This window comes from Bradyrhizobium sp. UFLA05-109, from assembly GCF_054185165.1.
In genome coordinates this window covers 79,636-105,232 of sequence record NZ_JBBIAR010000004.1, presented here as the reverse complement: position 1 = coordinate 105,232, position 25,597 = coordinate 79,636, and the positions used below count along the sequence as shown (strand labels likewise).

Genomic DNA, 25,597 nt, shown 5'->3' with positions numbered 1-25,597 from the left:
TTTTCCTATGAGTCAGTATGTCCTGCGTCGCTTGCTGATTGCCATTCCGAGCCTGCTCGGCATCTCGCTGGTGCTGTTCGTGGTTCTGGCGCTTGCCCCGGGGGATCCGTTCTCGGAGCTGGCGACCAATCCGAACGTGCCGCCCGAAGTCGCTGCCGCACTTCGGGCGAAGTTCGGCCTCGATGATCCGATCTATCTTCGCTACCTGCACTGGCTCTCCGCCATGGCGCATGGCGACTGGGGCTTCTCCTTCGTCAGCCGAATGAACGTCGACCAGCTCATCCTCCAGCGCCTGCCGGCCACGCTCTATGTGATCGGCTCGGCGCAGATCCTCGCGTTGCTGGTTGCGATCCCCGTCGGCGTCTACGCGGCGACGAAGCCCTACTCGCTGTTCGACCAGATCGCCAACACGCTCGCTTTCGTCGGCTTCTCGCTGCCGACCTTCTTCACCGGCATTCTGTTCATCCTGATCTTCTCGGTCACGTTGGACTGGCTGCCGCTGGTCTATTCCACCGACATTAACGCGACCGGCATCCGCTGGGTGCTGGAGATGATCCGGCAGGCGATCATGCCGGTAGCCGTGCTTGGCCTGTTCCAGGCGGCGTCCATGACTCGTTTCGTGCGCTCGGCCATGCTCGACGTGATCCGGCTTGACTATGTCACGACCGCGCGCGCCAAGGGACTTGGCCAGGCGAAGGTGATCGTCAAGCACGTGATGCGCAATGCGATGATCCCGGTCGTGACGCTCATCGCGTTGCAGATGCCGGCCGTGTTCGGCGGCGCCATCGTCACCGAGCAGATTTTCCGTATCCCCGGCATAGGCTCGCTGCTGATCTCCTCCATTCTCGCCAACGACACGCCCGTGGTGATGGCCGTCACCTTCGTCTTCGCGTGTCTCGTTGTGCTCTTCAATCTCATCGCGGACGTCCTGTATGGCTGGCTTGACCCTCGCATCTCCCTCCGCTGAGAAGGCTCCCGAGCGGGCCGTCTATTCGCCCTGGCGCGAGACGTGGCGGCGTTTTCGCCGCCACCGGATGGCCGTGATCAGCACGTTCCTGCTGCTGGTGCTGATCCTCGCCGTGCTGATCGGTCCGTTCCTCTGGCACGTCAAGATCAACGACATCGACATCGTGGCGGGCATGCAGGGACCGTCGCTCGCCCATCCCTTCGGCACCGATGATCTCGGCCAGGATCTCCTGGCGCGCATGATCTATGGCGGCCGCATCTCGCTTGCGGTGGGCCTTGCCGCGATGCTGGTCTCGGTGTTCGTCGGCACGCTGATCGGCGCGCTCGCGGGCATGTCGCGCGGTGCGCTCGGACATGGCTTGATGTGGCTCACCGACCTCTTCCTGTCGCTGCCGCAATTGCCGCTCTTGCTGCTGCTCATCTATCTCTTCCGCGATGGGCTGAAGGCGATGTTCGGTCCCGAAGGCGGCATCTTCATTCTGATCGTGCTTGTCATCGGCGGCCTGCGCTGGATGCCTGTCGCGCGTCTGGTGCGCGCGCAGTTCCTGTCGATCCGCGAGAAGGAGTTCGTCGAAGCGGCGCGCGCGCTCGGGGCAAGCCCGGTGCGGCAGGTGGTGCGGCACATCCTGCCCAATGCCGTGGGTCCCGTGATCATCGCCGGCACCATCGATGTTGCGGCCGCGATCATCGCGGAATCGACGCTGTCCTTCCTCGGCCTCGGCTTTCCGCCGGATACCCCGACCTGGGGACGGCTGCTCTATGATGCCAAGGATTTTCTCGACATCGGCCCGCACTGGGCGCTGTTTCCGGGCGGCGCGATCTTCATCGCCGTGGTGGCCATCAACTTCATTGGCGACGGCCTGCGCGACGCGCTCGATGCGCGACGGGTGATCTGATGGCGCCGCTGCTCGAAATCAAAGGTCTCAAGACCCACTTTTCGACAGACGACGGCATTTTGCAGGCCGTCGACGGCGTCGACATCTCGATCAACAAGGGCGAGACGCTCTGCGTCGTCGGCGAATCCGGCTGCGGCAAGACCGTGACCGCGATGTCGATCCTGAAGCTGATCGCGATGCCGCCCGGCCGCATCGCGGCCGGCGAGATCATCTTTGAGGGCCGCGATCTCGTGCCGCTGACGAGCCAGCAGCTCGATGATATCAGAGCCAAGCAGATTGGCTTCATCTTCCAGGAGCCGATGACCTCGCTCAATCCGGTTCTGACCGTCGGCGAGCAGATCGCCGAGAGCCTGCGCCGCCATGAGGCGGTGACCAGGAAGCAGGCGCTCGAGCGCACCATCGAGATGCTCAAGCTGGTGCAGATCCCGAATGCCGAAGGCCGCGTGCATCACTATCCGCATCAGTTCTCCGGCGGCATGCGCCAGCGCGTGATGATCGCGATGGCGCTCGCCTGCAAGCCCAAGCTCGTCATCGCGGATGAGCCCACCACAGCGCTCGACGTCACCATCCAGGCGCAGATCCTCGACCTGCTCCAGGACATGAAGGAGCGCTTCGGCATGGCGGTGATGTTGATCACCCATGCCATGGGCGTCGTCGCCGAGACTGCGCAGCGCGTCGTCGTGATGTATGCCGGAAAGGTGGTCGAGGAGGCGCTCGTCGACGACCTGTTCGGCGATCCCCGTCATCCCTATACGCAAGGCTTGATCCGCTCGATCCCGCGCATCGATCTCGCCAGCGAGCACAAGACGCGCCTCGAGGCGATTGGCGGTTCGGTGCCGATCCTGATCAACCCACCGGTCGGCTGCCGCTTTGCGCCGCGCTGCCGCCACGCCATGAGCATCTGCACCGAGAAGGAGCCGCGCTTGCGCGAAATCGCGCCCGGCCACCGCATGGCCTGTCATCTGGGAGACGCGTCATGAGCGAACCCTTGCTGCGCGTCTCCGGGCTCAAGAAGCATTTTCCCGTGCTCGGCGGCCTGTTGTCGCGTCAGGTCGCCAGCGTCTATGCGGTCGACGGCGTGTCGTTCTCGCTCAATCGCGGCGAGACACTCGGTCTCGTCGGTGAATCCGGCTGCGGCAAGTCCACGACGGGCCGCTGCGTGCTGCGCCTGATCGAGCCGACCGAAGGCGAGGTCACCTTCGACGGCCAGGACGTGCGCAAGCTCAGTGGCAATGATCTGCGCGCGATGCGGCGGAACATGCAGCTCGTGTTCCAGGATCCGTTCGCCTCGCTCAATCCGCGCATGACGGTCGGCGCGATCCTCGGCGAAGCCTTCACCATCCATAACCTTGCCTCATCGGCCAAGGAACGCGAGGAGCGCGTCGCGGGCCTCCTGGTGAAGGTCGGGCTGAAGGCTGAGCACATGCGCCGCTACCCGCATGAATTCTCCGGCGGCCAGCGCCAGCGCATCGTCATCGCGCGCGCGCTCGCGGTCGAGCCGAAGCTGATCGTCTGCGACGAGCCGGTCTCCGCGCTTGACGTCTCGATCCAGGCGCAGGTGATCAATCTCTTGGAGGACCTCCAGGCCGAGCTGAACCTCACCTATCTCTTCGTCGCGCACGACCTCTCGGTGGTCGAGCACATCTCCGACCGCGTCGCCGTGATGTATCTCGGCCGCATCGTCGAGCTGGCGAAAGCGAGCGATCTCTACCGCCATCCGCAGCATCCCTATACGCAGGCGCTGCTCTCCGCGGTGCCGGTGCCCGACCCCAAGCTCAAGCGCAACCGCATCCGCCTGAAGGGCGACGTGCCGAGCCCGATGAATCCGCCAAAGGGATGCCACTTCCACACCCGCTGCCCGATTGCCCAGCCGCGCTGCTCGGAGAGCGCGCCGGAGCTGAAGGAGGGGGCGAGCGGTCACGCCGTGGCGTGTCATCTGGTCTGAGGTGTAGGGTGCGGCCGTAATGGGGGACGCGATCTCGCCGGTGTCGGTCTGGGAGCGGGGGAGCAATGAGCCAGATGCCGGGCGTTAGTCTCACTGGAGCCGAAGCACCGCTCGCATCCCGTGCAGGGGATGTCGACGCCCTGGCACGCCGGGCGCTGTGGGGCTCGGCGCTGGGCTACGCCATGGATGGGTTCGACCTTCTCATCCTCGGCTTCATGCTGAGCGCGATTTCGAAGGACCTCCATCTCACGCAACCCCAGGCTGCCTCGCTGGTGACGGGGACGCTGGTCGGCGCAGTGCTCGGTGGCTTCGTCTTCGGCATGCTGTCGGACCGGCTTGGCCGGGTCCGAGTCCTGACCTGGAGCATCGTGCTGTTTGCGATCTTCACTGGCCTCTGCGCATTCGCGCAGGGGTACTGGGATCTCCTGACCTACCGGGCCATCGCCGGCATTGGTCTCGGTGGCGAGTTCGGCATCGGCATGGCGCTGGTGGCGGAGGCCTGGCCCGCTGAGAAACGCGCGCGGGCCACATCCTATGTCGGTCTCGGCTGGCAGTTCGGCGTGCTCATCGCGGCGCTGGTGACGCCGATCCTGCTGCCCCTCATCGGCTGGCGCGGGATGTTCGCACTCGGCGTGTTTCCGGCGCTGGTCGCCTATGTGATCCGGCGGAAACTTCACGAGCCCGATGTCTTCATGGCGCACAAGGCGAAAGCGACGGATGCGGCCTCTTCGCTTCGCGCGCTCGTGGCCGATAGAGAGACGACCAAAATCAGCCTCGGGCTGATCATCCTCTGCTCGGTGCAGAATTTCGGCTACTACGGCATCATGATCTGGTTGCCTAACTATCTCTCCACGCGGTTCGGCTATGGTCTGACGCAATCGGCGGTCTGGACATCGGTCACCATCGCCGGCATGGCGCTCGGCATCTTCCTGTTCGGCCACGCTGCCGATCGCTTAGGCCGCCGTCCTGCATTCCTGACCTACATGCTGGGCGCGGCCATCATGGTGGTGGTCTATTCGCAGCTGACAGCCGCGACGGCGCTGCTGGTCGGCGGCGCCGTGATGGGCTTCTTCGTCAACGGTATGCTCGGCGGTTACGGCGCGCTGATGAGCGAGCTCTATCCGACCGCGGCGCGCGCCACCGCGCAGAACGTGTTCTTCAATGTCGGTCGCGCGGTCGCCGGTTTCGGTCCACTGGTGGTCGGCATCGTCAGCGCGGCCTATGGCTTCCCGACCGCGATCGCCGGGCTCGCGCTGCTCTACATCCTCGACATCGTGGCGCTGCTCGCGCTGATCCCCGAGCGCCGCGGCGTGGAGCTCGCCTGATCAGACGTCTACGGCGCGCGCCGACGGGCCAGTTGATGCAGCACCGTGTCGACGGCCGGCACCGCGCCGGTCTCGCGCAGCCACGTATCGTACATCTCCCTGAGTTCGCCCGGCGTCAGGCCGAACTTTCGGCGGAAGGCCCGGATGAAAGTGGAGTCGCTGCTGAAGTGCAATTCAACGGCGAGATCGATCAGGCGTGTGTCCTGCGCGGCCGGAGATATCAGGAGTCGCAGGGCGTGGTTGAGCCGCTGCTCCCTGATGTAATGCGCCAGGCCCCCGTCGGCTTCGAACAGCCGGTAGAGGCTCGCGCGCGAAATCTGGAATTGGCGGCAGAGCTCGCCGGCAGTGAGCGTGTCGGTGAGATGGCCGGCGATGTGGCGCTTGATCATCGTGAGATAAAGATGCCGCTCGGCCCGCTCAACGCCCTCGGCAATGTCGGCCGCGCCGCCGGCAACCGCCGCGACGATCTCCGCGATCGCCTCGATCGTGGCCTCGGCGCTGCCGGCCTCGGGGGCCGGAGCCAGCATCAGCGCCGCGAAGTGTTTCCCGAGCAGACGTGCATGGGGGTGGTCCGACGGCAGCAAGATCGCCGTCGCCGAGTCAGGATGCGCAAGGCGTGGGACCAGCATCGCGCGTTGCAGAATGATCGCGATGATCCGGGTTCGACCGCCGCCGCCGCGTTGCACCGTGCGGTTCGGCTGGCCCATGTCGAGCAGGCAGATGTCGCCGGGCCTCAACGTCACTTCGCGCCGGCCGGAGCCGAACCACATCTCACCTTCGACGCACAGGGCGATGTTATAGTGATCGAGCCCTCCCCGGGCGATGTGTGCCGGCGTCCGGTCATATTCCAGATCGCTGACCAGCGACTCCACCAGCAGGGCATTGCCGATCATTTTTGTCCGCGAGGTGAAATGGAAATCTGCTTCGGCGGTGAGCGGGATCAGGTCGCAGAGATCTGCGAGCATGACGCGAAGCTGTTTCACCGCCTCCGGGCCGCGTAAGCCCTCATGTGTGCCGTCGCTCGATCGCGTGCCCGCGTTCGCTGACGCTCCGTCCATCCCGTCCCCCGACCAAGCCAAGCCGCACGGACGAAGACCATCCGGAGCACAGACATCCAAACGCCGTATCTAAATGACCCGGCCAGCTTCGAGCAATCGTGTGGAATTGGCAAGGCGTGCGCGGAAGTTGTGATGCGATTGCATCAGTACCGGTGGGAATTGGCGGCTGAGACTCTGGGCACATCGGCCGCGCGGGTTGCCTGCTAAGCCCGTTCCAGTTTCGTTTATTGTCGCTGCCTGTTTCTTGGTCGGGTGCGGCTGGATTTGCGTCCGAGGCTTTCCATGACAACCAGATTAGGCCCGCCGTTCTGCCTGCCGATTGGGTATGCGAGCTTCCGGCTCGTCGCCTGTTTGCGCGTAGCGCTTGCCGGGGTCACAGCGGCAGTGATGACGATCGGCCTTCCCAGCGAGGCGCGCGCAGCGACCCTGGTGGTGACGACCACGGCCGACAGCGGTGCAGGCAGCCTCCGTGCCGCCATGACTAGTGCCGCCAGCGGCGACACCATCCTGTTCCAGGTCGGTGGCACCATCACGCTCCAGAGCGAATTGCCGATCATCACCAAGAACGTCACCATTGACGGCAACGGCAACAATCCGACCATCAGCGGAGCGGGCATCTATCGGCCTTTCTTCATCGGCGATGCCGGCACAACCGGCTCGACCTACGCGGTCACGTTGAAGAATTTATCCATCGCCAACGCAGTGGCGCAGGGGGGAAGCGGCTTGGGCTCCGGTGCCGGCGCCGGGCTCGGCGGCGCGGTCTTCGTCTCCAGCAACGGGGCATTGACCCTGTCGAACGTCGCGGTGTCAAACGCCCACGCGAACGGTGGCAACGCGGTGCTCGGACCGGGGGGAGGGGGAGGCGGCGGCGGGCGGACAGGGCAATGCAAACGTCCCGAGCGGCGGTGGAGGCCTTTTCGTCGGCTCCGACGCGCCAAGCGCCTCGTTCAATGGCGGCGGCCCAAATGGCGGGACAGCCACGGTCGTCAGCGGAGCCGCTAATGTGACGCGCGGTACCGGCGGATTTGCCAGCGGCGGCGGCGGAGCTGCCTCTGATTCCGGAAGCGTTGTTGGGGGGGCTGGCGGTTTCGGCGGCGGTGGCGGTGCCGCCAATGCGGGTTCATCGGCAAGAGGCGGCGCTGGCGGATATGGAGGCGGCGGCGGCTCGGCGTCCAGCAGCGCTGTTCAGACTGGCGGGGCCGGCGGGTTTGGGGGCGGCGGTGGCGGGTTCACGTATGGCAGCACAGCAACAGCAGGCGCAGGCGGCTTCGGTGCCGGCAACGGTGGTATTGGCGTGAATTCTAATTCCGGTGGCGGCGGTGGCCTCGGCGCGGGCGGCGCAATCTTCGTGCAGAGCGGCGGAACGGTCACCGTCCAGGGGGATCTCTCCCAGGTGGCGGGCAGTGTATCCGGCGGCAGCGGCTTCAATGGTGGCGGCTCCGGCTCGGCGTTCGGCTCCGGCATCTTCTTCCAAGGCACCAGCGGCTCGAGCACCGTGCTCGGCTTCGGCTCAGGCAACCAGTCGATTGCCGATGCCATCGCCGACTACATCGGCTCCGGCGGCACCAATCCGGGCGGCGGGACCGATGTGGCCGATCAGGGTGGCAGCGTCGCGATCACCAAGAGCATTGGCGGCACGCTGACGCTGTCGGCTGCCAACACCTATAGTGGCGGCACGACCCTGAGCGCCGGCACGCTCGTGGTCGGCAACAATTCTGCGCTCGGCACCGGGACGCTCGCGATGGCTCAGGGGACGACGCTGTCGTTCGCAAGCACCGGCAATTACACCATCGCGAACAACATCACGATCTCCGGCGATCCGACCTTCACGCCGCCGTCCGGAACGACGCAGACCATCTCCGGCGTGATTTCCGATGGCGCCTCGCCCGGTTTTCTCGAGATGGCGGGGCCGGGCACACTGGTGCTTTCAGGCGCCAATACCTATTCCGGCGGCACGACCATTTCGGCGGGCACCTTGCAGCTCTCAGGGGCTGGCACGCTCGGTGCTGTGACCGGCACGACGACGGTTGCTGGCGGCACGCTCGACCTCGGCGGTACGACGCAGACGCAGGCGGCTGTCAGTCTCGCCGGCGGCACGATCCAGAACGGCAATCTGAATGCGGCGATCACCTCGACCGGCGGTGTCCTCAACGGCATCGGCGGCAGCGCGAGCCTGACCACGACGAGCGGCACGACGGTTCTGACCGGTACGAACACCTACACCGGCGGTTCGACGGTCAACGGCGGCATCCTCGATGTCATCGGCACGCTCAGCGATCCCACCGTCAACAGCGGCGGCACGCTGACCGGCAGCGGTTCAGTCGGCGACACCTATGTCAACAGCGGTGGCACGTTTGCGCCCGGCAACGGCACGCCGGGCAGCTTCATGACGGTAACTGGCAATCTCGCCTTCCAGTCGGGCGCGATCTATCTGGTCCAGCTCAATCCGGCGACGGCGTCCTTTGCGAGCGTCACCGGTGTGGCGACGCTCGGCGGCGCGACCGTCAACGCGGTGTTCGCGAGCGGCAGCTATGTCAGCAAGACCTATACGATCCTCACCGCAGCGGGCGGGGTCAGCGGCAGTTTTGATCCAACCGTCGTCAACACCAACTTGCCGACGAACTTCCGCACCACACTGAGCTACGACGCCAGCAACGCCTATCTCAACCTGATCCTGAACTTCGCTATTCCTGGTGGGTTGAACGGCAATCAGCAGGCGGTCGGCAACGCGCTGACCAACTACTTCAACACGAACGGCAGCATTCCGCTGATCTATGGTGTGCTGTCGGCAGGTGCACTGACCCAGGCCTCCGGTAAGAGCGCGACCGGCGCGCAGCAGACGACGTTCAATGCGATGGGCCAGTTCATGGGCCTGCTCACCGATCCCTTCCTGCAGCGGAATGGTGGCGCGGACGCTGTGAGCGGTGCGACCGGTTTTGCAGGCGAGGACGATGTCAGTGCCTACGCCGCACGCAAGCACACCGACGCGTTTGCCATGATCGCCAAGGCGCCGCCGAAGACGTTCGAGCAGCGCTGGAGCGTATGGGCTGCGGGCTTTGGCGGCTCGCAATCGACCGACGGCAATGCGGTGGTTGGATCGAACAATACGACGAGCAGCGTCTATGGCACGGCGGTGGGCGCCGACTATCTGTTCTCGTCGAGCACGCTTCTCGGCTTCGCGCTGGCCGGCGGCGGCACTGGCTTCAACGTCAACGGCCTCGGCTCCGGCCGCTCCGACCTGTTCCAGGCCGGCGCTTATCTCCGCCACAACAACGGTCCGGCCTATATCTCCGCCGCGCTGGCCTATGGCTGGCAGGACATCACCACCGATCGCACGGTGACCATCGTCGGCGCCGACCATCTGCGCGCCGAGTTCAACGCCAATGCCTGGTCCGGCCGCCTCGAAGGCGGCTATCGCTTCGTCGCGCCGTGGATCGGCGGCATCGGCATCACGCCCTATGGCGCGGCCCAAGTCACGACGTTCGAGCTGCCGGCCTATGCCGAGCAGGTTGTCTCGGGCTCGCCAACGTTCGCGTTGAGCTACGCGTCAAAAAGCGTCACCGACACCCGCAGTGAGCTCGGCCTGCGCAGCGACAAATCCTTCGCCATGCCCGATGGCGTCTTGACGCTGCGCGGGCGCGTTGCGTGGGCGCACGACTTCAATCCGGATCGTTCGATCGCCGCCACCTTCCAGGCGCTGCCCGGCGCCAGCTTCGTCGTCGACGGTGCCGCGCAGGCGCGCGACTCCGCGCTCACCACCGCATCGGTCGAAATGAAATGGCTGAACGGCTGGTCGGCGGCGGCGACGTTTGAAGGCGAGTTCTCGAACGTGATGCGCTCTTACGCCGGCAAGGGCGTGGTTCGCTACGCTTGGTGAGCGGCTTTTTCGTTGACCCTTCGCGAAAATTGAAAAGCCGGCTTGATCCGCGGCCGGACGAAAGGCCATCCGGAGCACAGACATTGACAAGCGAATCCAGCCATCCGGATCACACGTAGCAACGGTGTGGCAAGGCGCATTCGCAGGTTGTGACGCGATTGCATCAGTGGCGGCATGAATCTGCCGCTGAGACTCCGGGCACATGGGCCGCGCAGACTGCCAGTTAAGGATTGTCTCAAGTACGTTTATCGCCGCTGCCTATTCTTTAATCGAGCGCGCCACAGTTCGGGTCCGAGGATTTCGTTATGACCGCCAGATTACATAGCTCGGAAATGAGGTTCGGCCTGCAGTTGCGAATGGGGTTGTTGGTTAGTCGGCTGCAAGGCAAGGCCCTCGAGCTTGTGAAGGCTGCGGCCTGCCGATCGTGCATAGCGCCACACTTCGCGTCGTCTGGGCGCTCGCAGATATACGCCAGCAACGCATTTGGCTCCGCCGATCCCGGGCGCTGGCGATCTACGCTGTCGCTGCCTGCGGCATCGATGCTACTGATGCTGGTGTCATGGCCCGCTTTCGCTCAGGTCGTTGGTGGCGATGGTAGCAGCGGCGTAACGGGCGGCGCCAGCAATCTGATAACGGCCGGCGGCAGCGGCGGCTCCGCTTCATCGGGGGGCGGCAACTCTGGCGGCGGCGGCAGCGGATCGATCGGCGGTAACGGCGGTGCTGGCGGCAGCGCAAGCATTTCCGGCGGAACAGCAGGCTGTGGTCAAGGGCAGGCCGGCTGCACTGGCAGCATCAATGGCGGCGACGGGGGATCCGGCGGCACCGCCGGCGCAGGCGGTGGCGGAGGCGGTGCCCATGGGGCGGTTGTTTCCGGGGGCAGTAACGCCTCGACGATTACCGGCGGCAGCGGCGGGAATGGCGGCCATGGGGCTTCAAATGGCGGCGGTGGTGGCGGCGGCGGAGCCGGCGGCTACGGCGTCGTGCTGACAGGTGGCAGCGGCTACGTGAACTCTGGGACGATCATCGCCGGCAACGGCGGCAACGGCGGATCAGGCAGTGTGTCCTTCAATATCGGAGGCGGCTCCGGCGGCGGCGGCGGTATCGGCCTTGGCACGGCGACCGCTGGCTACAACGTCACCAATAACAATACGATAAGCGGCGGGAGCGGCGGCAACGGCGGCAGCGGCGGGACTGGCAACGGTGGCGATGGCGGTGCCGGCGTGTCGCTCATAAGTGCTGGGCTAATCAACGCTGGGACGATCACTGGCGGGAATGGCGGCATTGGCGCTAATGGCGGCTATGCCTCTCAAGGTGCCAGTAATGGTGCCGGGGGAGCCGGCGTTACCGGCTCGAACCTCCAGATTACCAATAGCGGCACGATCACTGGCGGATTGGCCGGCGATGGCGTGACGCGCGCCAACGCCATTACTTTTACCGGCGGCAGCAATGTGCTGGAGCTGCATGCGGGCTCAACCATCACAGGCAATGTGGTTGGCACCGGCTCCGATAAGTTGCAACTCGGCGGATCGACCAATAGCAGCTTCGACGCCTCGACGATCGGATCGTCCGCGCAATTTCAGGGCTTCGCAACGTTCGTGAAGACCGGCGCCAGCACATGGACCCTCACCAGCTCGACCAGTGCCGTGACATCCTGGGCCATCAACCAAGGCACGCTGAACGTCAGCGCAGATAGCACGTTTGGTTCTGCCACTGGTACACTCACCTTCGGCGGCGGTACCCTGCAATGGGGCGCGAGCTTCAGTTCGGCGCGCTTGATCACCTTGAATGCCGGCAGTGGCAGTATCGATATCCAATCCTTTGATGGGGTATTATCGGGACAGATCAACGGAAGTGGCGGCCTCACCAAGCTCGGCAGCGGCACGCTGGCATTGACCGGAGCCAACGCCTATTCCGGTGGCACGACGCTGAACGCTGGCACGCTCGTGGTCGGCAACAATGCCGCGCTCGGCACCGGGACGCTCGCGATGGCCGAAGGGACGACGCTCTCTTTCGCAAGCACCGGCAATTTCACCATCGCGAACAACATCACGATCTCCGGCGATCCGACCTTCACGCCGCCTTCCGCGACGACGCAGACCATCTCCGGCGTGATTTCCGATGGCACCTCGCCCGGTTTTCTCGAGATGGCGGGGCCGGGCACGCTGGTGCTTTCAGGCGCCAATACCTATTCCGGCGGCACGACCATTTCGGCGGGCACCTTGCAGCTCTCAGGGGCTGGCACGCTCGGTGCTGTGACCGGCACGACGACGGTTGCTGGCGGCACGCTCGACCTGGGCGGCACGACGCAGACGCAGGCGGCTGTCAGTCTCGCCGGCGGAACGATCCAGAACGGCAATCTGAATGCGGCGATCACCTCGACCGGCGGTGTCCTCAACGGCATCGGCGGCAGCGCGAGCCTGACCACGACGAGCGGCACGACGGTTCTGACCGGTACGAACACCTACACCGGCGGTTCGACGGTCAACGGCGGCATCCTCGATGTCATCGGCACGCTCAGCGATCCCACCGTCAACAGCGGCGGCACGCTGACCGGCAGCGGTTCAGTCGGCGACACCTATGTCAACAGCGGTGGCACGTTTGCGCCTGGCAACGGCACGCCCGGCAGCTTGATGACGATCAATGGCAATCTCGCCTTCCAGTCGGGTGCGATCTATCTCGTTCAGGTCAACCCGTCGACGGCATCCTATGCGAGTGTCACCGGAACGGCGACGCTCGGCGGCGCCACGGTCAATGCGGTGTTCGCCAGCGGCAGCTACATCAGCAAGACCTACACCATCCTCACCGCGAGCGGTGGCGTGTCCGGGACCTTCGCATCGACCGTCGTCCACACCAACCTGCCGACGAACTTCGACGCCACACTGAGCTATGACGCCCACGATGCCTATCTCAACCTGATCCTGAATTTTGCGATTCCTGGTGGGTTGAACGGCAATCAGCAGGCGGTCGGCAACGCGCTGAGCAGTTTATTCAATGCCAATGGCAGCATTCCGCTTCTCTATGGCGCGCTGACGCCGGCCGGCCTGGCGCAAGCCTCCGGAGAGCTCGCCACCGCCTCGCAGCAGACGACGTTCAATGCCATGGGCCAGTTCATGGGTCTGCTGACCGATCCCTCCGCGGCGCACAGCGGCGGAATGGAGTCGACCGGCGGCGTGTCCGGCTTTGCAGACGAGGATGACGTCAGCGCTTACGCCGCACGCAAGCGGACCGACGCCTTTGCCATGGTCACCAAGGCGCCGCCGAAGAGCTTCGAGCCGCGCTGGAGCGTGTGGGCCGCAGGCTTCGGCGGGGCGCAAGCGACCGACGGCAACACGGTGACGGCTTCGAACGACACCACGAGTCGCGTGTTTGGCACCGCCGTCGGAGCTGATTACCAAGTCTCGGCACATACGCTCGCCGGCTTTGCGCTGGCCGGCGGCGGGACCAATTTCAGCGTCGCGAGCGGTCTCGGCTCCGGCCGCTCCGACCTGTTCCAGGCCGGCGCCTATCTGCGCCACACCAATGGTCCGGCGTACATCTCCGCCGCGCTTGCCTATGGCTGGCAGGACATCACCACCGATCGCACGGTGACGATCGCCGGCGCCGATCATCTGCGCGCCGAATTCAACGCCAATGCGTTTTCCGGCCGCCTCGAAGGCGGCTATCGCTTCGTCGCGCCGTGGATCGGCGGGATCGGCCTCACGCCCTATGGCGCGGCGCAGTTCACGACGTTCGATCTGCCGGCCTATGCCGAGCAGGTTATCTCCGGCACGTCAGCATTCGCGTTGAGCTACGCGTCAACGAGCGTCACCGACACTCGCAGCGAGTTGGGTATGCGCACCGACAAGTCCTTCGCCATGCCGGACGGCGTGCTGACGTTGCGCGGCCGTTTTGCCTGGGCGCATGATTTCAGTCCGGACCGTTCGATCGCTGCGACCTTCGTGGCGCTGCCCGGCGCAAGTTTCGTCGTCAACGGCGCCGCGCAGGCGCGCGACTCAGCACTTACGACCGCGTCCGTGGAAATGAAATGGCTGAACGGCTGGTCGGCCGCGGGAACGTTTGAAGGCGAGTTTTCGAACGTCACGCAGTCTTACTCAGGCAAGGGCACCGTTCGCTACGCTTGGTGAGCGGTCGGCCGACCACACCCCTGTTGCGGTACCGATGGATGTGGGACGCCACGCCCTTCCTTTTTGACCCAAAAGGAGCTGGAAAGGTTCATTCTGGAGTGTGAAGCTTTTTACACCGGTATGGTTCTGCTGATGCTAGAATGACCGGGCTTCTTGCTTGAAGGAGGTGTCGATGCTCACCACCGTCAACAGGCCGAACCTGGAACAGAGCACTCGCGGCTGGACGACCAGGCTTGGTGCGCTCATCTTCCAACTGCGAAAAATGCCCACTGAGTTCGAACCCCAGCGACCGCCCTGGCGGCATTTCGACGATACCCATCATTGGGACTCGACCGCCGAGGAATGGGTCCCGAACCACGACCGGTGATCGATTTCGTCACGCGCCGGTTCATGCCTCGAGCGTGAAGCCGACGCGCAGCGTGACTTGGTAGTGGCGCACGGTGCCGTTCTCGATATGGCCGCGCGTCTGCACGACCTCGAACCATTTCATCTCGCGGATGGTTTTTGCAGCGCGGCTGATCGCGTTCTGGATCGCGTCCTCGATCGACTTTTCCGACGATCCGACCAGTTCCAGGATCTTGTAGACGTGATCCTTGTCTTGAGTAGTCATGACGAACCTCCATGAGTGGCGGCAGGCGCAAGTCAGGATTTCCGTCTGAAGAGACTAAACTGCGCCTGAACGAAGTCCAGAGGTGAACGCGCAGCCTGGCCGCCGGTTTCTAGTCTGGCACATGGAGGGCATCGCGGAGGGCACTGCGCGGCAGGTGACCCGCGCTGCCGTTGCGAACGGCTGCCGCATCGCGCAATTGCCATCGCAGCAGCAGCGCGAGCACGGCCATCAAGGCAAAACCGGCCATGGCCGGTGCGGCTTGCTGCCCCGACGCCTGCGTCGACAGCGCGAGCCCATAGGCGCCGGCGAGCAGGATCAGCCCGTACATCGCGCTGCGTTCGCGTGTCGACGCGATGTGGTCAAGATCCGGGAGCGCGAGTGCCAGGCCGATCCCCAGCATCGGCAGGTCGTAGTCATAGGCATAGGGACTGATCATCACCGAGGCCATCGCGGTGACGGCGAGCGCGAAGCCTGGCGAGGGCCCGCGCAAGGCGCTGAGCACGACCGCAAGCAGCGCGAACGTAGCGACGGCGATCTGTCCCCAGATGGCACCCGTGGCGGGTATGCCTGCCGTATGCAGCGCCGCATAGGCCGAGATCATCCGGAAGAGCTGGTAGAAGCCCTGGTCGAGATAGCTCGCCGACTCCCGCACCGAGGCTACAAGTGCGGCCCAGATCTGGGGGCCGAAAATCAGCGTGCAGACGAGTGAGCTCACGAGCACTACCGCTGCGGCAGCGGTGATCGCGGTCCAGCGACGCGTCACCAGGAGATAGACGGCTGCGGCGACGGCAAGATGCGGCTTGATGACCATCGCGCCGAGCGCAAGCCCCGCAAGCACCGCGCGCTTCTGCAAGGTGAGGCAGAACAGGCCGATCAACGCACCGGTGAGAAAGCCGTTCTGGCCGCAGCCGATCGTGACCACGAGTGCGGGAAACGAGATGATCAGGACTTGTGCGAGCTTCTCGCGCGCGATCGCCCATAACGCGACGAGATAGAGCGCGAGCGTTAGGGCGGTGAACATCAGATATGCTGCACCGACCGGCAGCAAGGCGAGCGGCGCAAGCAGCAGGTCGAATTGCGGCGGGTAGGTCCAGGGCATCACACCGGTCGTGCCGCCGGCCACGTCTGCCTGCATCTTGCCGAAGGTCGCGAGCCGGTAGACCTCGCCGACATCGCCGAGCCAGACCCGTTGTGCCACGATGTGAAACGCGTCGAAATCGGCGAGCTCGCGAAAGTGCCAGGGACCGATGCGTGCGAACCAGAACGTCTTGACGATGACGATCGCCGCCAGTGCGGCGAGGATGACCCGCACATAGATCGCCCGCCTCGACGGCGAGGACTGAATCTGCTCCAGCGCTTCGGCAAGCATGACGATCTCGGCCCGGTGGCGGCGTGCACAAAACTACATCGCCCATCAGGCCCGAGATTGCCGTGGGAGGCTTAAAGGACGGTAACGAACCGGAAAGGATTTGGCGCCCCGAGCCCGCGAGACGCGGGCCTATCGGTCTTTCGATCGGGCTTCGCGCGCCCGCCGCTCCGCCCTCAGCCGCTCCATGTTGGAATAGAGCGCCTTCTGCGCGGCCTCATGCTCGCGCATGGCCTGCTCCGCATCGGCCCGTCGCGCCTCGTCGCGCGCCCTGCGCTCGTCAGGCGTGAGAATGCGGGGCGGGCGTACCGAATGATCGACTGTCATACGGATACAACGTCCGGCGGCCCGATAAGTTCCCGTCCCGCGGCCGCGGCAAGCTAGCGCCAACGCCGGAAATCGCCGGTCGGTCCCGCAGGTTCGCGCTTCTCTGCCAGACTCATGAAGAGAAACGCGAGTAAGACTCTACGGATCCAGCTCGGTATCCCAGTACAAATAATCGAGCCAGCTGTCGTGAAGATAGTTCGGCGGAAAGAGGCGGCCGTTGCGGTGGAGCTGGTGCACGGTCGGCGCAAACGCGGCCTGCCTTGGAAACATTTTTGCCTGCGCCGGCGTGAGATTCCCCTTGCGCAAATTGCAGGGCGAGCAGGCCGCGACCACGTTCTCCCAGGTGGTCTGGCCGCCTTTGCTGCGCGGGATGATGTGATCGAAGGTGAGGTCCTCGGGCGAGCCACAATATTGGCAATTGAAGCGGTCGCGGAGGAAGACGTTGAACCGGGTGAAGGCAGGATGGGTGGTCGGCTTGACGAAGGATTTGAGCGAGACGACGCTCGGTAGTTGCATCTCCAACGTCGGACTTCGTACCGCCTGGTCGTAGTGGGCGACGATGTTGACGCGATCGAGAAACACCGCCTTGATCGCGTCCTGCCACGACCAGAGAGACAGCGGGTAGTAGCTCAGCGGCCGGAAATCCGCATTCAGCACCAAGACCGGCCAACTGCCTTGCGAGACATGTGCGTTCAAGTAACGCTCCTGGCCTCCATGTACGCTGCGAAGCAGCATGTATTGACATACTACATGCAGCGTGACGGGATTGTGAAGCCCGTTGAGCGACTTATTAAGGCCGCCGGTGGGCTGGAACAGGCTGCAAAAAAGCCGTTATTCGGAGAAGTCATTCACGGCGCCGCAATCCGCCGATCCGCCGGCGCGCCACTGATTCGGTGGCGCGCTTCCTCGGCGAATGCTTGCGCGCCCCTTCCGGGAACAACAGGTCGTGATCGGGGACGTCGGCGCTGCCGCCGGTCACGCAATAAGACGCTAGCTAGCGCAGCCGCTCCAGCTTCTGCAGACACCGCGTGGCGCGCACCACCGCCGGCATTTCCTCGTCGGGAAAACTCGTCTTCCAGTCGGTGACGCCGACCTCACCGACATAGATGTCGCCTTTCGAGTCCAGCGCGATGCCGTGCGGCGCCAGGAATTTTCCGCTCGCAACCCCCGGCCCGTCCTCGCCGCCGAGCCGCGCGATCCGCTTTCCCTTGGCATCGACGATCGATAGCCGCGGCCCGAGATTGGGCACCTTGCGGTTGACGGCCATGCCGGGTCCGAGCTCGCCGATCACGAAGGTCGGCTTCCTTCCGCCGCAGCAGCACAGCGCACAGGGCCGATGCAGGTTGTTCCACTGCGTCTCGTATCTGCCGTTGCCGTCGAACACTTGCACGCGATGATTCTCGCGGTCGGCGACGTAGACATAACCGTCGGTGTCGGTGGCGATGTTGTGAACGATGTTGAACTGCCCGGGATCAGTGCCAGGCTCGCCCCAGCTCATCATCAGCTTGCCGTCGGGTGTAAACTTGTGGACGCGGGCGTTGCCGTAGCCGTCGGAGACGTAGACCTCGCCCTTCGGCGATAGCGCGGTGTGGGTGCAGCGATGGAACGGATTGCCGCTCATGAACGGCGCAGGCTTCTCGGGGATGCCGATCGTCAACAGCACCTTGCCGTCGGTCGTGCATTTGCGCACAGTGTGGTCGCCGTCATCGGTGCAATAGAGATTGTCGTCGGCGTCGATATGCAGGCCGTGAGCACGGTTAAACAGTCCCTCACCCCAACTGCGCAGGAAATTGCCCTCGCGGTCGAGCACCACCATCGGATGGGCGCCGCGGTTGAAGACGTAGATGCAGTCCTTGCTGTCGACCGCGACGGACGCGACGTCGGTGAGCTGCCAGCCGTCCGGCAGTTTGGCCCAGTTTTCGACAACGCGGTAACGATGCTCGCCCGAGCCGAGTATGGCTGGCATTGGTTGTCCCTCCTTCTGTCATTCCGGGGCGCGAGAAAGTTGCGAGCCCGGAATCCATTGTGCAACATATCGCGCGGATGGATGGATTCCGGGCTCGCGCTGACGCGCGCCCCGGAATGACGAGGGTTATGTTCGCCCCAACATCCCTTCCTCGATCGCCTTGATCTGGAGCGCCAGGAATCTCGAATTGATGCGGCATTGCGCCAGGCTGCCGGCGATGAACCACAGGCCGGGCTGCTTCGTGCGCGCATACATGTTGCGCAGCTCAAGGCCGTCGCCAAAGCCCCAGATCGGGCCGACGCGGTCGGCGACGGCATCGCCGAACAGTTTTCGCACCAGATAGGTTTGCGGCTTGTAGCCCGTTGAGAGCACGATGAGGTCGGCGGATATGATCGCGCCGTCCTTCATCCGCGCGCCCTCGGCGACGAAGCTTTCGATGTCCTCGAATTGCCTGAGCCCGATCGCGCCCTTCACGACGAGATCGGAGCAGCCGACGTTGAAGTAATAGCCGCCGCCGCGGGTGAGGTATTTGAACTGCCAGCCCGTGCCGCCTTCGCCGAAGTCGAGCTTGAAGCCGATGCGCCGCAGGCCGTCCAAGAGCTCCTTGTCGAGCGTCTTCGACTGTTCCGTCAGCATCACATGGGTCTTCTCCGCGAGCGGCGTCGGCATCGAGGTCGCGATCAGATCGTTGTCCTCGAGCGTGCCCTCGTTGTAGGTCGCGTAGGCGAGCTGTGCCGAAGGTTCGATATTGGTAACCAGCGTCGGTGAGCGCTGCACCAGCGTCACCTCCGCGCCGCTGGAGTAGAGATCCTGCGCAATGTCATGGCCGCTATTGCCGGTGCCGATGACGATCGCGCGCTTGCCGGCCCAGTTCTCGCCGTCCTCATAGCGGCTGGAATGCACGAGCGTGCCGTTGAAATCCTTCAGGCTCGGAATATCGGGCATGTTCGGGATTCCGCTGACGCCGGTCGCCATCACCACATGGCGCGGATGCATGGTGCGCGTCGTGCCGTCGGCGCAGCGCAGCGTGACCATCCAGCATTCCTTCGCATAGTCGTAAGTGCCGCCCTCGAACTCGGTACCGGTCCAATAGTTCAGCTCCATCGCATCGACGTAGGCCTCGAACCAGTTCGCGAGCTTGTCCTTGGGGATATAGACCGGCCAGTTCGCCGGAAACGGCATGTAGGGCAGGTGATTGACCTGCACCTGGTTGTGCAGGGTGAGCGCGTGATAGCGTTTGCGCCAATTGTCGCCGATGCGTGGCCAGCGATCGACGATCAGCGTGTCGACGTTCAACTGCTTCAGCCGCGCCGCGATCGCCAGCCCGGCCTGACCGCCGCCGATCACCAGCACGGCCGGATCTCGATCGGCATAATCGCCGGATGCCTTGCGCAGATCGAGCCAGTTCGGCCCGCGGAAGTCGCGCGAATAGGCCTGGCCGCGCGGCCGAGTCCGGTTGAGCTGCTCCTCAAATCCCTTCAGCTGCTCCAGCGCGGTGAGCAGTGTCCACGCCTTCAGGCGGTCGCCGTCATCGGCATCGGGCAGTAGCCGAACGATGCCGCTGCCGCGTCCGACGGCGGTTTCGAACGAGAAGATCGCCTCGATCGTCTTGGTTCCGGCGCGAGTCACCCAGCGCGGCGGCGCGCGGCTCGATGCGATCTCGAAAGAACTTGGCGCAGCTTCGGGTGCGAGCGTGCTCAATTCCCGCACGGTCGCGTCGCGGCCGGCGATCGTTTGCAGGTTCCAGCTTAGCGCCAGCACGTCGCGCCAGTAGCTGTCGGCCAGGAAGAGCTTATGCAGCGCGCCATGACCGGGGTCGCCGAGCGCCTGCTCGAACTGGTCGAGCCAGGTTTGCGCGGACACAAGAATGTCCTTCGTCCTGTCCAGCATGCGCGACCTCGTGGCCGTCTTCGCGGCGTTTCCTCAGGTCAACGCTATACTGTTTTGGCAGGAGCCAAAAGCCGACTACCCCAGTAGGGAAAGCATGTGGCCCTGCTCAGGCGGAATACGCCCCTTCAGCGTGTCGAGATAGATCTGCTGCACTGCCTCGGCCCCACGGCTCTCGATCACGGCGAGGCATTTTTCGAGCATCGGCGCAAAGCCTGACCATGCCACGCCAAAGCGTTGGTCGATACCGCCCGGGCCCCAGTCCTTCGCCCGCTTGCGCATGTGATCCGGTGCGAAGAACCAGCGTGGCTTCGCACCCGGCAGCGCACCTTCGTCGGCGTCGGTCGCGCGATGCGTCAATCCAACGCGCAGTGAGCATGCCGTCTGGTCGCCGAAGTGGTGGTGCAGCTCGCCCCGCAACGCGCTGCTGCCGGCCATGTCGACGAAGGCGACCGGAATATCCGTCGGCAGCGAGCTGACGCGATCATACGTGACGACCTCATCGTAGCAGGGCAGCGAGCCGACGAAGGAAGCATTGCCGGCCGAGGTCAGTCCGATCACCTTGCGCCCGCGGCTGTGCAGGAGATGCGCGAGCCCGAACGCGGTCTTGCTCGATGCACTCGAGAGCAGCACACTGCGCGCGCCAAAATCGTCGTTCTCGGCGAGGAAATCGTCCACGAGGAAAGAGAGCATGAACAGCGGCCGCAGCAGCGCCTGGAGATCGCCCTGATGCCCGGCGAACGCCGGATCCCCGGTGACACGGGAATACACGTTATAGACCGGCGACACCTGCTTGCGATGCTCGGCGCCGTCGCGAAGAGCGCGCTTGCTCACGTCGACCGCCTCGATGACGAGATGCGTTGCCATCGGGAAATAGCCGAACAACCGCTCTCCGGTGGCGACGCCAGGATGTTTCGATGCGATGACCTCGCCAAATCCCCATACCGGGATGTTGCCGAAGCCTTGCGGCGCCGGAAAGATCTGCCAGTATTTCAGCTCGTCGCCCATCACGGCATAGGTGATGTTGTTGGCGGTGAACGCGAAGCGCTCGACCTTTACCAGCATCGCATCCGCCGGCAGCTTGGCTGCATCGGGAATTGCGGTCTCGATCAGCTTGCATTGCTCGAGGTCGTTGCGCGCAACGATGAAGTCGGTCGATGTCATGGTGAAGGTCCCGGCTTTTTCCGTGCCGGCATCTTCTCTTTCACCCGTGAGCGCTTTGCAACAGCAACATTGTTTAAAACGGCGTTCGCTTCGCCCGCGATGACGCCTTCGCGTTTCTTGACCGCGCGATAGTAGCTCCACCACAGATGCGCAGCCGCGCCGCGTAGGGGGCGCCAGGGTTCGGCGAGCGGCGCCATCTGCTTCTCGGTGGGGCGGGTTTTCAAACCCAGCCCGATGCGGATTCCCTCCTGTACGGCGAGGTCGCCGGCGGGCCAGGCATCGCCGTGGCCGAGGCAGAACAACAGATAGACGTCGGCGGTCCACGGCCCGATGCCGGGCAGCGCGATCAGCGTGTGATGCGCAGCGTCGGCGTCCTCCTCGGCGAGCACGTCGAGGTTCAGTCGTTCGGCCGCGAGCTCGCGCGCGAGATGTTTCAGCGTCTTGATCTTGGCGGCCGATAGGCCAAGCCGTCCGAGCCGGTCGGCGCGCGCGCGGCGCACGGCCTCATGGTCGAACGGATCGAAGGCGGTGTTCAACCGTCCCCATATCGCGCCTGCGCTCGCGGTCGAGAGCTGCTGGCCGCAGACGATATGCGCCAGCCCCGCAAAGCCTGGCTCGCGCCGCCGTAGGCTCGGCATGCCCGCGACCTCCAGCACCGGCTTCAGCCGGGTATCACGCTTGACCAGCGCCTCAATGGCCTCTTCGAGATCAGACTGGGTTTCGAGGTGGATGGTCATTTCAGAACACGATCTCCGTCTGCGTCATGGCCGGGCTTGTCCCGGCCATGACGCCTCTCCAGGACGGTCGTCATTCTTAGCATGAGTGGCGTTGGGGTATCAGCTGGTGAACTTGACATGATCGTCGTGCCGCACTGAAGAACGTGGATGGCCGGGACGAGCCCGGCCATGACGAGGTCTGTCGCATGACGCCACCCGTTTTCCGATTCGCCCCTAGTCCGAATGGCTACCTACATCTCGGCCACGCCTACTCCGCGCTGCTCAACTTCGATCGGGCGCGTGAGACGGGCGGGCGCTTCCTGCTGCGCATCGAGGACATCGATGCGACGCGCTGCAGGGTAGAGTTCGAGGCGGCGATCTACGAGGACCTCGCCTGGCTCGGGATCGCCTGGGAGACGCCGGTGCGGCGGCAGTCGGAGCATTTTGGCGCCTATCGCGCGGCGCTGGACAGGCTCACCGCCCTTGGCCTCGTCTATCCCGCCTTCGAAAGCCGTGCCGAGATCGCGAAGCTGGTGACACAGCGCGAGGTGGATAGCCCCTGGCCGCGCGATCCGGACGGCGCGCCGCTTTATCCGGGCACTGCGAAATCGCTCTCCGCGGACGAGCGCGCGGGGCTGATCGCGTCCGGCGTGCCTTATGCGCTGCGGCTCGACATGGCTGCCGCCTGTTGCCATGTGGCTGACCTCGCCTGGCGCGAAGACGGGAAGGGGCCCGCGGGCGAGCAGGGCAGTATTGTTGCCGAACCGCAGGCTTGGGGCGACGTCATCCTGGCGCGCAAGGAGACGCCGACGAGCTATCACCTCTCGGTCGTCGTCGACGATGCGCTTCAGGGGGTAAGCGAGGTGGTGCGCGGTCAGGACCTGTTCCAGGCCACGTCGGTCCACCGCCTGCTCCAGGAGCTGCTCGGCCTGCCCGCGCCCGCCTATCGCCACCACCGGCTGATCCGCGATACGGCGGGGCAAAAACTCTCCAAATCAAATAGCGCCACGGGTTTGCGCGAGTTGCGCGCGGCCGGAGCGCTCCCTGCCGACATCCGCGCGTTGGTGGGATTACGTTAAGTTTCTCTGGGGTTTAGCAAAACGCCTCCGTGACTCCCTGGGCCGCTCCGTGCCATGGTGACCTCCAGCCGGGGTTCAAGGGGAAACATGGCGGCGAAAACGCGCATCGCGCGCACCACGCGGTCGTCCGGGCGGCTGCCCAAGAGGCGTGCCAAGTCGCGTGTGAAGTCGCGTGCCAAGCCGCTTGCCGCCACGCGTGGAAAGCAGCGTGCCGCGGTGGCAGGCAAGCGCAGCGCCAAGACCAGTGCCAAGGCGAGCACAAGACCTGCCGCGGCAGACGTGGTTCAGGCCGCACTCGCGGCCTTTGCCCATGAGGTCCGCACCCCCCTGACCGGAATCCTCGCGATCAGCGATCTGCTGGCGACCTCGGACCTTGGTGAGCGCGAGCGCCGTTGGGCCGACACCATCAAGGCCGGCGCGGAGCATCTGGCGAGCCTTGCGACCCTGTTCGTGGACGCCGCCAAGACAGCCAAGGGCGTCGGTGGCCTCGGCCAGGATCTGTTTGACCTGCGCGCGCTTGCGCGCACGGCCGGCGACTCACTTGCGGGTCGGGCGGCCGCCAAGGGGTTGCAGGCCCAGGTCGACATCTCGCCGAAGCTTCCCGCGCTGGTGGTCGGTGACCCCGTCCGCCTGCGTGCAGCGCTGGAAAACCTGATCGACAACGCCGTGAAGTTCACGGAGCAGGGGGGCGTCGCGCTCTCGGCCACGCCATCGCCAACCGCCAAAGGCAAAGCCAAGGACAGGCACAAGATCGGCGTCGCCTTCGCGGTGTCCGACAGTGGTATCGGGCTGACCATGGCCGAGATCAAGCGACTGTTCCGCCCCTTCTCGCAGGCCAATGTCACCATCGCCTCGCGCTTTGGCGGCGCCGGGCTCGGGCTGTCATCGGTGAAGCAGCTGGCGCGCGCAATGGGCGGCGACATCACGGTCGCGCCCCGGCGCGGCGGCGGCGCGACCTTCACATTGACGGTCTCCCTGACCTCGGCCAAGGCGGAAAAATCCGCAGAGTCAGGAGCGCACGACGGTCGCGGGGAGGATGCGGCGACGGGCTTGCGCGTGCTCAGCGTCGAGGACAATCCGTTCGGGCGCGTCGTGCTCAACACCATCCTGACCGAGCTCGGCCATCATGCGGAGTTCATCGGTCGTGGCGAGGACGCGGAAAACCGGCTTGCGCAAGGCGCTTTCGATGCGGTGCTGATGGACATGGTGTTGCCGGGCATCGACGGCATCGAGGCGATCAAACGCATCCGCACGATGTGTCCCCCGCTCGGTCAGATCCCGATCATCGGCATTTCCGGCCGCGGCGAGGACGAGACGGCCTCGCGCGAGGCCGGCGCCGACGCCTTCCTGATCAAGCCCGTGTCTCCGCGTGCGCTAGCGACTGCGCTGCTTGAAGCGAGACGCCGTGAGGAAGCCGCGACTTGATGATCGCAGCGTTGAGTTCGCCGCCATAGACGAAGATCGCGGCGATGAAATACAGGAACACCAGCGCGATGATCACCGAGGCGAGCCCCGCATACATCGTCACGTAGTTGTTGGCGAAGCGCGCCAGATATTGCCCGAACACGATGCCCGAGATCAGCGACGCCACCATGGTGAAGACGATGCCGGGCAGGATCTGGAGGAAGCCGCGTCGCCCCGCCGGCAGCCAGGCGTGCAGGATGAACAGCGCCACGATCAGCGCGCCGATCGTGATGCCATAGCGCACCCAGGTCAGGATGTTTTCGTTGGATTCGACGATGAGCGGAATGTGCCGTCTCGCCGCCTCGATCAGCAGCGGTCCCAGCACGATCAGGAACGCCATGGCGAGGGCGGTGAAGGCCGCCACCAGCGTATAGCCGATCGATTCCAGCCGCAGCCAGTACCAGCGCCGCATCTCGACCACCGCATAGGCGCGGTTGAGTGCGACCCGCAAGGCCTCGACGCCGTTCGAGGCAAAGTAGACCGAAAGCACCGCGCCGATGGTCAGCACGTCGGTGCGGGTCGTGGTCAGCACATCGTGGATCTCGCCGGAGAGGCTGTTGGCGACCTGCCTGGGCCAGACTTCCAGCATCAGTCCCGCAGCCTGGTCAGCGAGCTCCTTGGAGCCGAAAAAGCCCGCCAGCGAGGTCAGCACGATCAGGAAGGGGAACAACGCCATCAGCGTCGACAGCGCGATATGGCTCGCGATCGCCCAGCCGTCGTCAGCCAGGAACGTATAGAACGCGTCCATCACAACGAGGTAGAGGTAGCGGATCTGCCTCACTGCGAACCCCGGCGCTGCTCTGCGCTCTCTCCCCGCAAGCGGCGAG

21 protein-coding genes are annotated in these 25,597 nt (G+C 64.8%); 11 read left to right on the top strand and 10 right to left on the bottom strand.

The window, feature by feature from the left end; translation table 11 throughout:
- The first annotated feature begins 7 nt into the window (after nt 1–7).
- The 5 genes from Q3C01_RS03925 to Q3C01_RS03905 all read left to right on the top strand — a co-directional run bounded on the left by Q3C01_RS03925 (nt 8) and on the right by Q3C01_RS03905 (nt 5,132).
- A complete protein-coding gene (locus tag Q3C01_RS03925; RefSeq protein ID WP_458143991.1) occupies nt 8–967 on the top strand; it encodes an ABC transporter permease in 960 nt (319 codons plus the stop codon).
- A complete protein-coding gene (locus Q3C01_RS03920; protein ID WP_458143989.1) occupies nt 933–1,862 on the top strand; it encodes an ABC transporter permease in 930 nt (309 codons plus the stop codon). The genes Q3C01_RS03925 and Q3C01_RS03920 overlap by 35 nt, the downstream gene beginning before the upstream one ends.
- Entirely contained in the window at nt 1,862–2,842 is a 981-nt protein-coding gene (locus tag Q3C01_RS03915; RefSeq protein ID WP_458143987.1) for an ABC transporter ATP-binding protein, read from the top strand. Before Q3C01_RS03920 ends, Q3C01_RS03915 begins: the two co-directional genes overlap by 1 nt.
- Nucleotides 2,839–3,807 carry an ABC transporter ATP-binding protein gene (locus tag Q3C01_RS03910; RefSeq protein ID WP_458143985.1) on the top strand — a complete coding sequence of 323 codons (969 nt, stop codon included), beginning with the start codon at nt 2,839–2,841 and terminating at the stop codon, nt 3,805–3,807. Before Q3C01_RS03915 ends, Q3C01_RS03910 begins: the two co-directional genes overlap by 4 nt.
- Before the next feature lie 65 nt (nt 3,808–3,872).
- Nucleotides 3,873–5,132 (top strand): MFS transporter, encoded by a 1,260-nt coding sequence (locus tag Q3C01_RS03905; RefSeq protein WP_458143984.1) that lies wholly within the window; start codon nt 3,873–3,875, stop codon nt 5,130–5,132.
- 8 nt (nt 5,133–5,140) lie between these two features.
- Here Q3C01_RS03905 and Q3C01_RS03900 read toward each other — a convergent pair whose 3' ends face one another.
- Nucleotides 5,141–6,097, bottom strand: coding sequence for a helix-turn-helix domain-containing protein (locus tag Q3C01_RS03900; RefSeq protein WP_458144104.1), 957 nt, complete (start codon nt 6,095–6,097; stop codon nt 5,141–5,143).
- Between the two features lie 375 nt (nt 6,098–6,472).
- Here Q3C01_RS03900 and Q3C01_RS03895 point away from each other — a divergent pair, with 375 nt between their 5' ends.
- The 4 genes from Q3C01_RS03895 (at nt 6,473) to Q3C01_RS03880 (ending at nt 14,558) form a co-directional block, all read left to right on the top strand.
- On the top strand, nt 6,473–7,192 hold the full coding sequence (locus Q3C01_RS03895) for a right-handed parallel beta-helix repeat-containing protein (RefSeq protein ID WP_458143982.1): 720 nt from the start codon (nt 6,473–6,475) through the stop codon (nt 7,190–7,192).
- A gap of 292 nt (nt 7,193–7,484) precedes the next feature.
- Nucleotides 7,485–10,067 (top strand): autotransporter family protein, encoded by a 2,583-nt coding sequence (locus Q3C01_RS03890; protein WP_458143980.1) that lies wholly within the window; start codon nt 7,485–7,487, stop codon nt 10,065–10,067.
- Nucleotides 10,068–10,615: 548 nt separating this feature from the next.
- Nucleotides 10,616–14,191, top strand: coding sequence for an autotransporter domain-containing protein (locus Q3C01_RS03885; RefSeq protein WP_458143979.1), 3,576 nt, complete (start codon nt 10,616–10,618; stop codon nt 14,189–14,191).
- Between the two features lie 172 nt (nt 14,192–14,363).
- Nucleotides 14,364–14,558 carry a hypothetical protein gene (locus tag Q3C01_RS03880; RefSeq protein WP_458143977.1) on the top strand — a complete coding sequence of 65 codons (195 nt, stop codon included), beginning with the start codon at nt 14,364–14,366 and terminating at the stop codon, nt 14,556–14,558.
- A 21-nt stretch (nt 14,559–14,579) separates the two neighbouring features.
- Here the strand turns inward: Q3C01_RS03880 and Q3C01_RS03875 are convergent, their stop codons facing one another.
- The 8 genes from Q3C01_RS03875 to Q3C01_RS03840 form a co-directional block, all read right to left on the bottom strand.
- Nucleotides 14,580–14,801 (bottom strand): dodecin, encoded by a 222-nt coding sequence (locus Q3C01_RS03875; RefSeq protein WP_458143975.1) that lies wholly within the window; start codon nt 14,799–14,801, stop codon nt 14,580–14,582.
- Between the two features lie 109 nt (nt 14,802–14,910).
- Nucleotides 14,911–16,170, bottom strand: a complete 1,260-nt coding sequence (locus tag Q3C01_RS03870) for a glycosyltransferase family 87 protein (protein WP_458143973.1) — start codon at nt 16,168–16,170, stop codon at nt 14,911–14,913.
- Between the two features lie 129 nt (nt 16,171–16,299).
- Complete coding sequence (locus Q3C01_RS03865; protein WP_458143971.1) at nt 16,300–16,494, bottom strand: hypothetical protein; 195 nt, start codon at nt 16,492–16,494, stop codon at nt 16,300–16,302.
- Nucleotides 16,495–16,632: 138 nt separating this feature from the next.
- On the bottom strand, nt 16,633–17,190 hold the full coding sequence (locus Q3C01_RS03860; protein WP_080135068.1) for an HNH endonuclease: 558 nt from the start codon (nt 17,188–17,190) through the stop codon (nt 16,633–16,635).
- A gap of 298 nt (nt 17,191–17,488) precedes the next feature.
- Nucleotides 17,489–18,460 carry a peptidyl-alpha-hydroxyglycine alpha-amidating lyase family protein gene (locus Q3C01_RS03855; RefSeq protein WP_458143969.1) on the bottom strand — a complete coding sequence of 324 codons (972 nt, stop codon included), beginning with the start codon at nt 18,458–18,460 and terminating at the stop codon, nt 17,489–17,491.
- Between the two features lie 126 nt (nt 18,461–18,586).
- Entirely contained in the window at nt 18,587–20,350 is a 1,764-nt protein-coding gene (locus Q3C01_RS03850; protein WP_458143967.1) for a flavin-containing monooxygenase, read from the bottom strand.
- A gap of 75 nt (nt 20,351–20,425) precedes the next feature.
- Nucleotides 20,426–21,511, bottom strand: coding sequence for a DUF2855 family protein (locus Q3C01_RS03845; protein ID WP_458143965.1), 1,086 nt, complete (start codon nt 21,509–21,511; stop codon nt 20,426–20,428).
- Nucleotides 21,508–22,248: a DNA-3-methyladenine glycosylase family protein gene (locus Q3C01_RS03840; protein ID WP_458143963.1), complete on the bottom strand. Its 741-nt coding sequence runs from the start codon at nt 22,246–22,248 to the stop codon at nt 21,508–21,510. The genes Q3C01_RS03845 and Q3C01_RS03840 overlap by 4 nt, the downstream gene beginning before the upstream one ends.
- Before the next feature lie 185 nt (nt 22,249–22,433).
- On the opposite strand from Q3C01_RS03840, the gene gluQRS reads away from it, so the two are divergent.
- Together gluQRS and Q3C01_RS03830 are read left to right on the top strand one after the other, a co-directional pair.
- A complete protein-coding gene (gene gluQRS, locus Q3C01_RS03835) occupies nt 22,434–23,306 on the top strand; it encodes a tRNA glutamyl-Q(34) synthetase GluQRS (RefSeq protein WP_458143961.1) in 873 nt (290 codons plus the stop codon).
- Nucleotides 23,307–23,393: 87 nt separating this feature from the next.
- On the top strand, nt 23,394–24,731 hold the full coding sequence (locus Q3C01_RS03830; RefSeq protein WP_458143959.1) for an ATP-binding protein: 1,338 nt from the start codon (nt 23,394–23,396) through the stop codon (nt 24,729–24,731).
- On the opposite strand, the gene Q3C01_RS03825 is transcribed toward Q3C01_RS03830, so the two are convergent.
- Nucleotides 24,658–25,518: a YihY/virulence factor BrkB family protein gene (locus Q3C01_RS03825; protein ID WP_458144103.1), complete on the bottom strand. Its 861-nt coding sequence runs from the start codon at nt 25,516–25,518 to the stop codon at nt 24,658–24,660. The genes Q3C01_RS03830 and Q3C01_RS03825 overlap by 74 nt on opposite strands.
- Nucleotides 25,519–25,597 lie beyond the last annotated feature (79 nt).

Bases quoted from the DNA above. Each gene is read 5' to 3' on its own strand.
- Q3C01_RS03845 (WP_458143965.1), bottom strand. From the start codon at position 21,511: ATGACATCGACCGACTTCATCGTTGCGCGCAACGACCTCGAGCAATGC.
- Q3C01_RS03830 (WP_458143959.1), top strand. From the start codon at position 23,394: ATGGCGGCGAAAACGCGCATCGCGCGCACCACGCGGTCGTCCGGGCGG.
- Q3C01_RS03900 (WP_458144104.1), bottom strand. From the start codon at position 6,097: ATGCTCGCAGATCTCTGCGACCTGATCCCGCTCACCGCCGAAGCAGAT.
- gluQRS (WP_458143961.1), top strand. From the start codon at position 22,434: ATGACGCCACCCGTTTTCCGATTCGCCCCTAGTCCGAATGGCTACCTA.
- Q3C01_RS03880 (WP_458143977.1), top strand. From the start codon at position 14,364: ATGCTCACCACCGTCAACAGGCCGAACCTGGAACAGAGCACTCGCGGC.
- Q3C01_RS03875 (WP_458143975.1), bottom strand. From the start codon at position 14,801: ATGACTACTCAAGACAAGGATCACGTCTACAAGATCCTGGAACTGGTC.
- Q3C01_RS03855 (WP_458143969.1), bottom strand. From the start codon at position 18,460: ATGCCAGCCATACTCGGCTCGGGCGAGCATCGTTACCGCGTTGTCGAA.
- Q3C01_RS03925 (WP_458143991.1), top strand. From the start codon at position 8: ATGAGTCAGTATGTCCTGCGTCGCTTGCTGATTGCCATTCCGAGCCTG.
- Q3C01_RS03920 (WP_458143989.1), top strand. From the start codon at position 933: ATGGCTGGCTTGACCCTCGCATCTCCCTCCGCTGAGAAGGCTCCCGAG.
- Q3C01_RS03840 (WP_458143963.1), bottom strand. From the start codon at position 22,248: ATGACCATCCACCTCGAAACCCAGTCTGATCTCGAAGAGGCCATTGAG.
- Q3C01_RS03870 (WP_458143973.1), bottom strand. From the start codon at position 16,170: ATGCTTGCCGAAGCGCTGGAGCAGATTCAGTCCTCGCCGTCGAGGCGG.
- Q3C01_RS03885 (WP_458143979.1), top strand. From the start codon at position 10,616: ATGCTGGTGTCATGGCCCGCTTTCGCTCAGGTCGTTGGTGGCGATGGT.
- Q3C01_RS03865 (WP_458143971.1), bottom strand. From the start codon at position 16,494: ATGACAGTCGATCATTCGGTACGCCCGCCCCGCATTCTCACGCCTGAC.
- Q3C01_RS03895 (WP_458143982.1), top strand. From the start codon at position 6,473: ATGACAACCAGATTAGGCCCGCCGTTCTGCCTGCCGATTGGGTATGCG.
- Q3C01_RS03850 (WP_458143967.1), bottom strand. From the start codon at position 20,350: ATGCTGGACAGGACGAAGGACATTCTTGTGTCCGCGCAAACCTGGCTC.
- Q3C01_RS03825 (WP_458144103.1), bottom strand. From the start codon at position 25,518: ATGGACGCGTTCTATACGTTCCTGGCTGACGACGGCTGGGCGATCGCG.
- Q3C01_RS03915 (WP_458143987.1), top strand. From the start codon at position 1,862: ATGGCGCCGCTGCTCGAAATCAAAGGTCTCAAGACCCACTTTTCGACA.
- Q3C01_RS03905 (WP_458143984.1), top strand. From the start codon at position 3,873: ATGAGCCAGATGCCGGGCGTTAGTCTCACTGGAGCCGAAGCACCGCTC.
- Q3C01_RS03910 (WP_458143985.1), top strand. From the start codon at position 2,839: ATGAGCGAACCCTTGCTGCGCGTCTCCGGGCTCAAGAAGCATTTTCCC.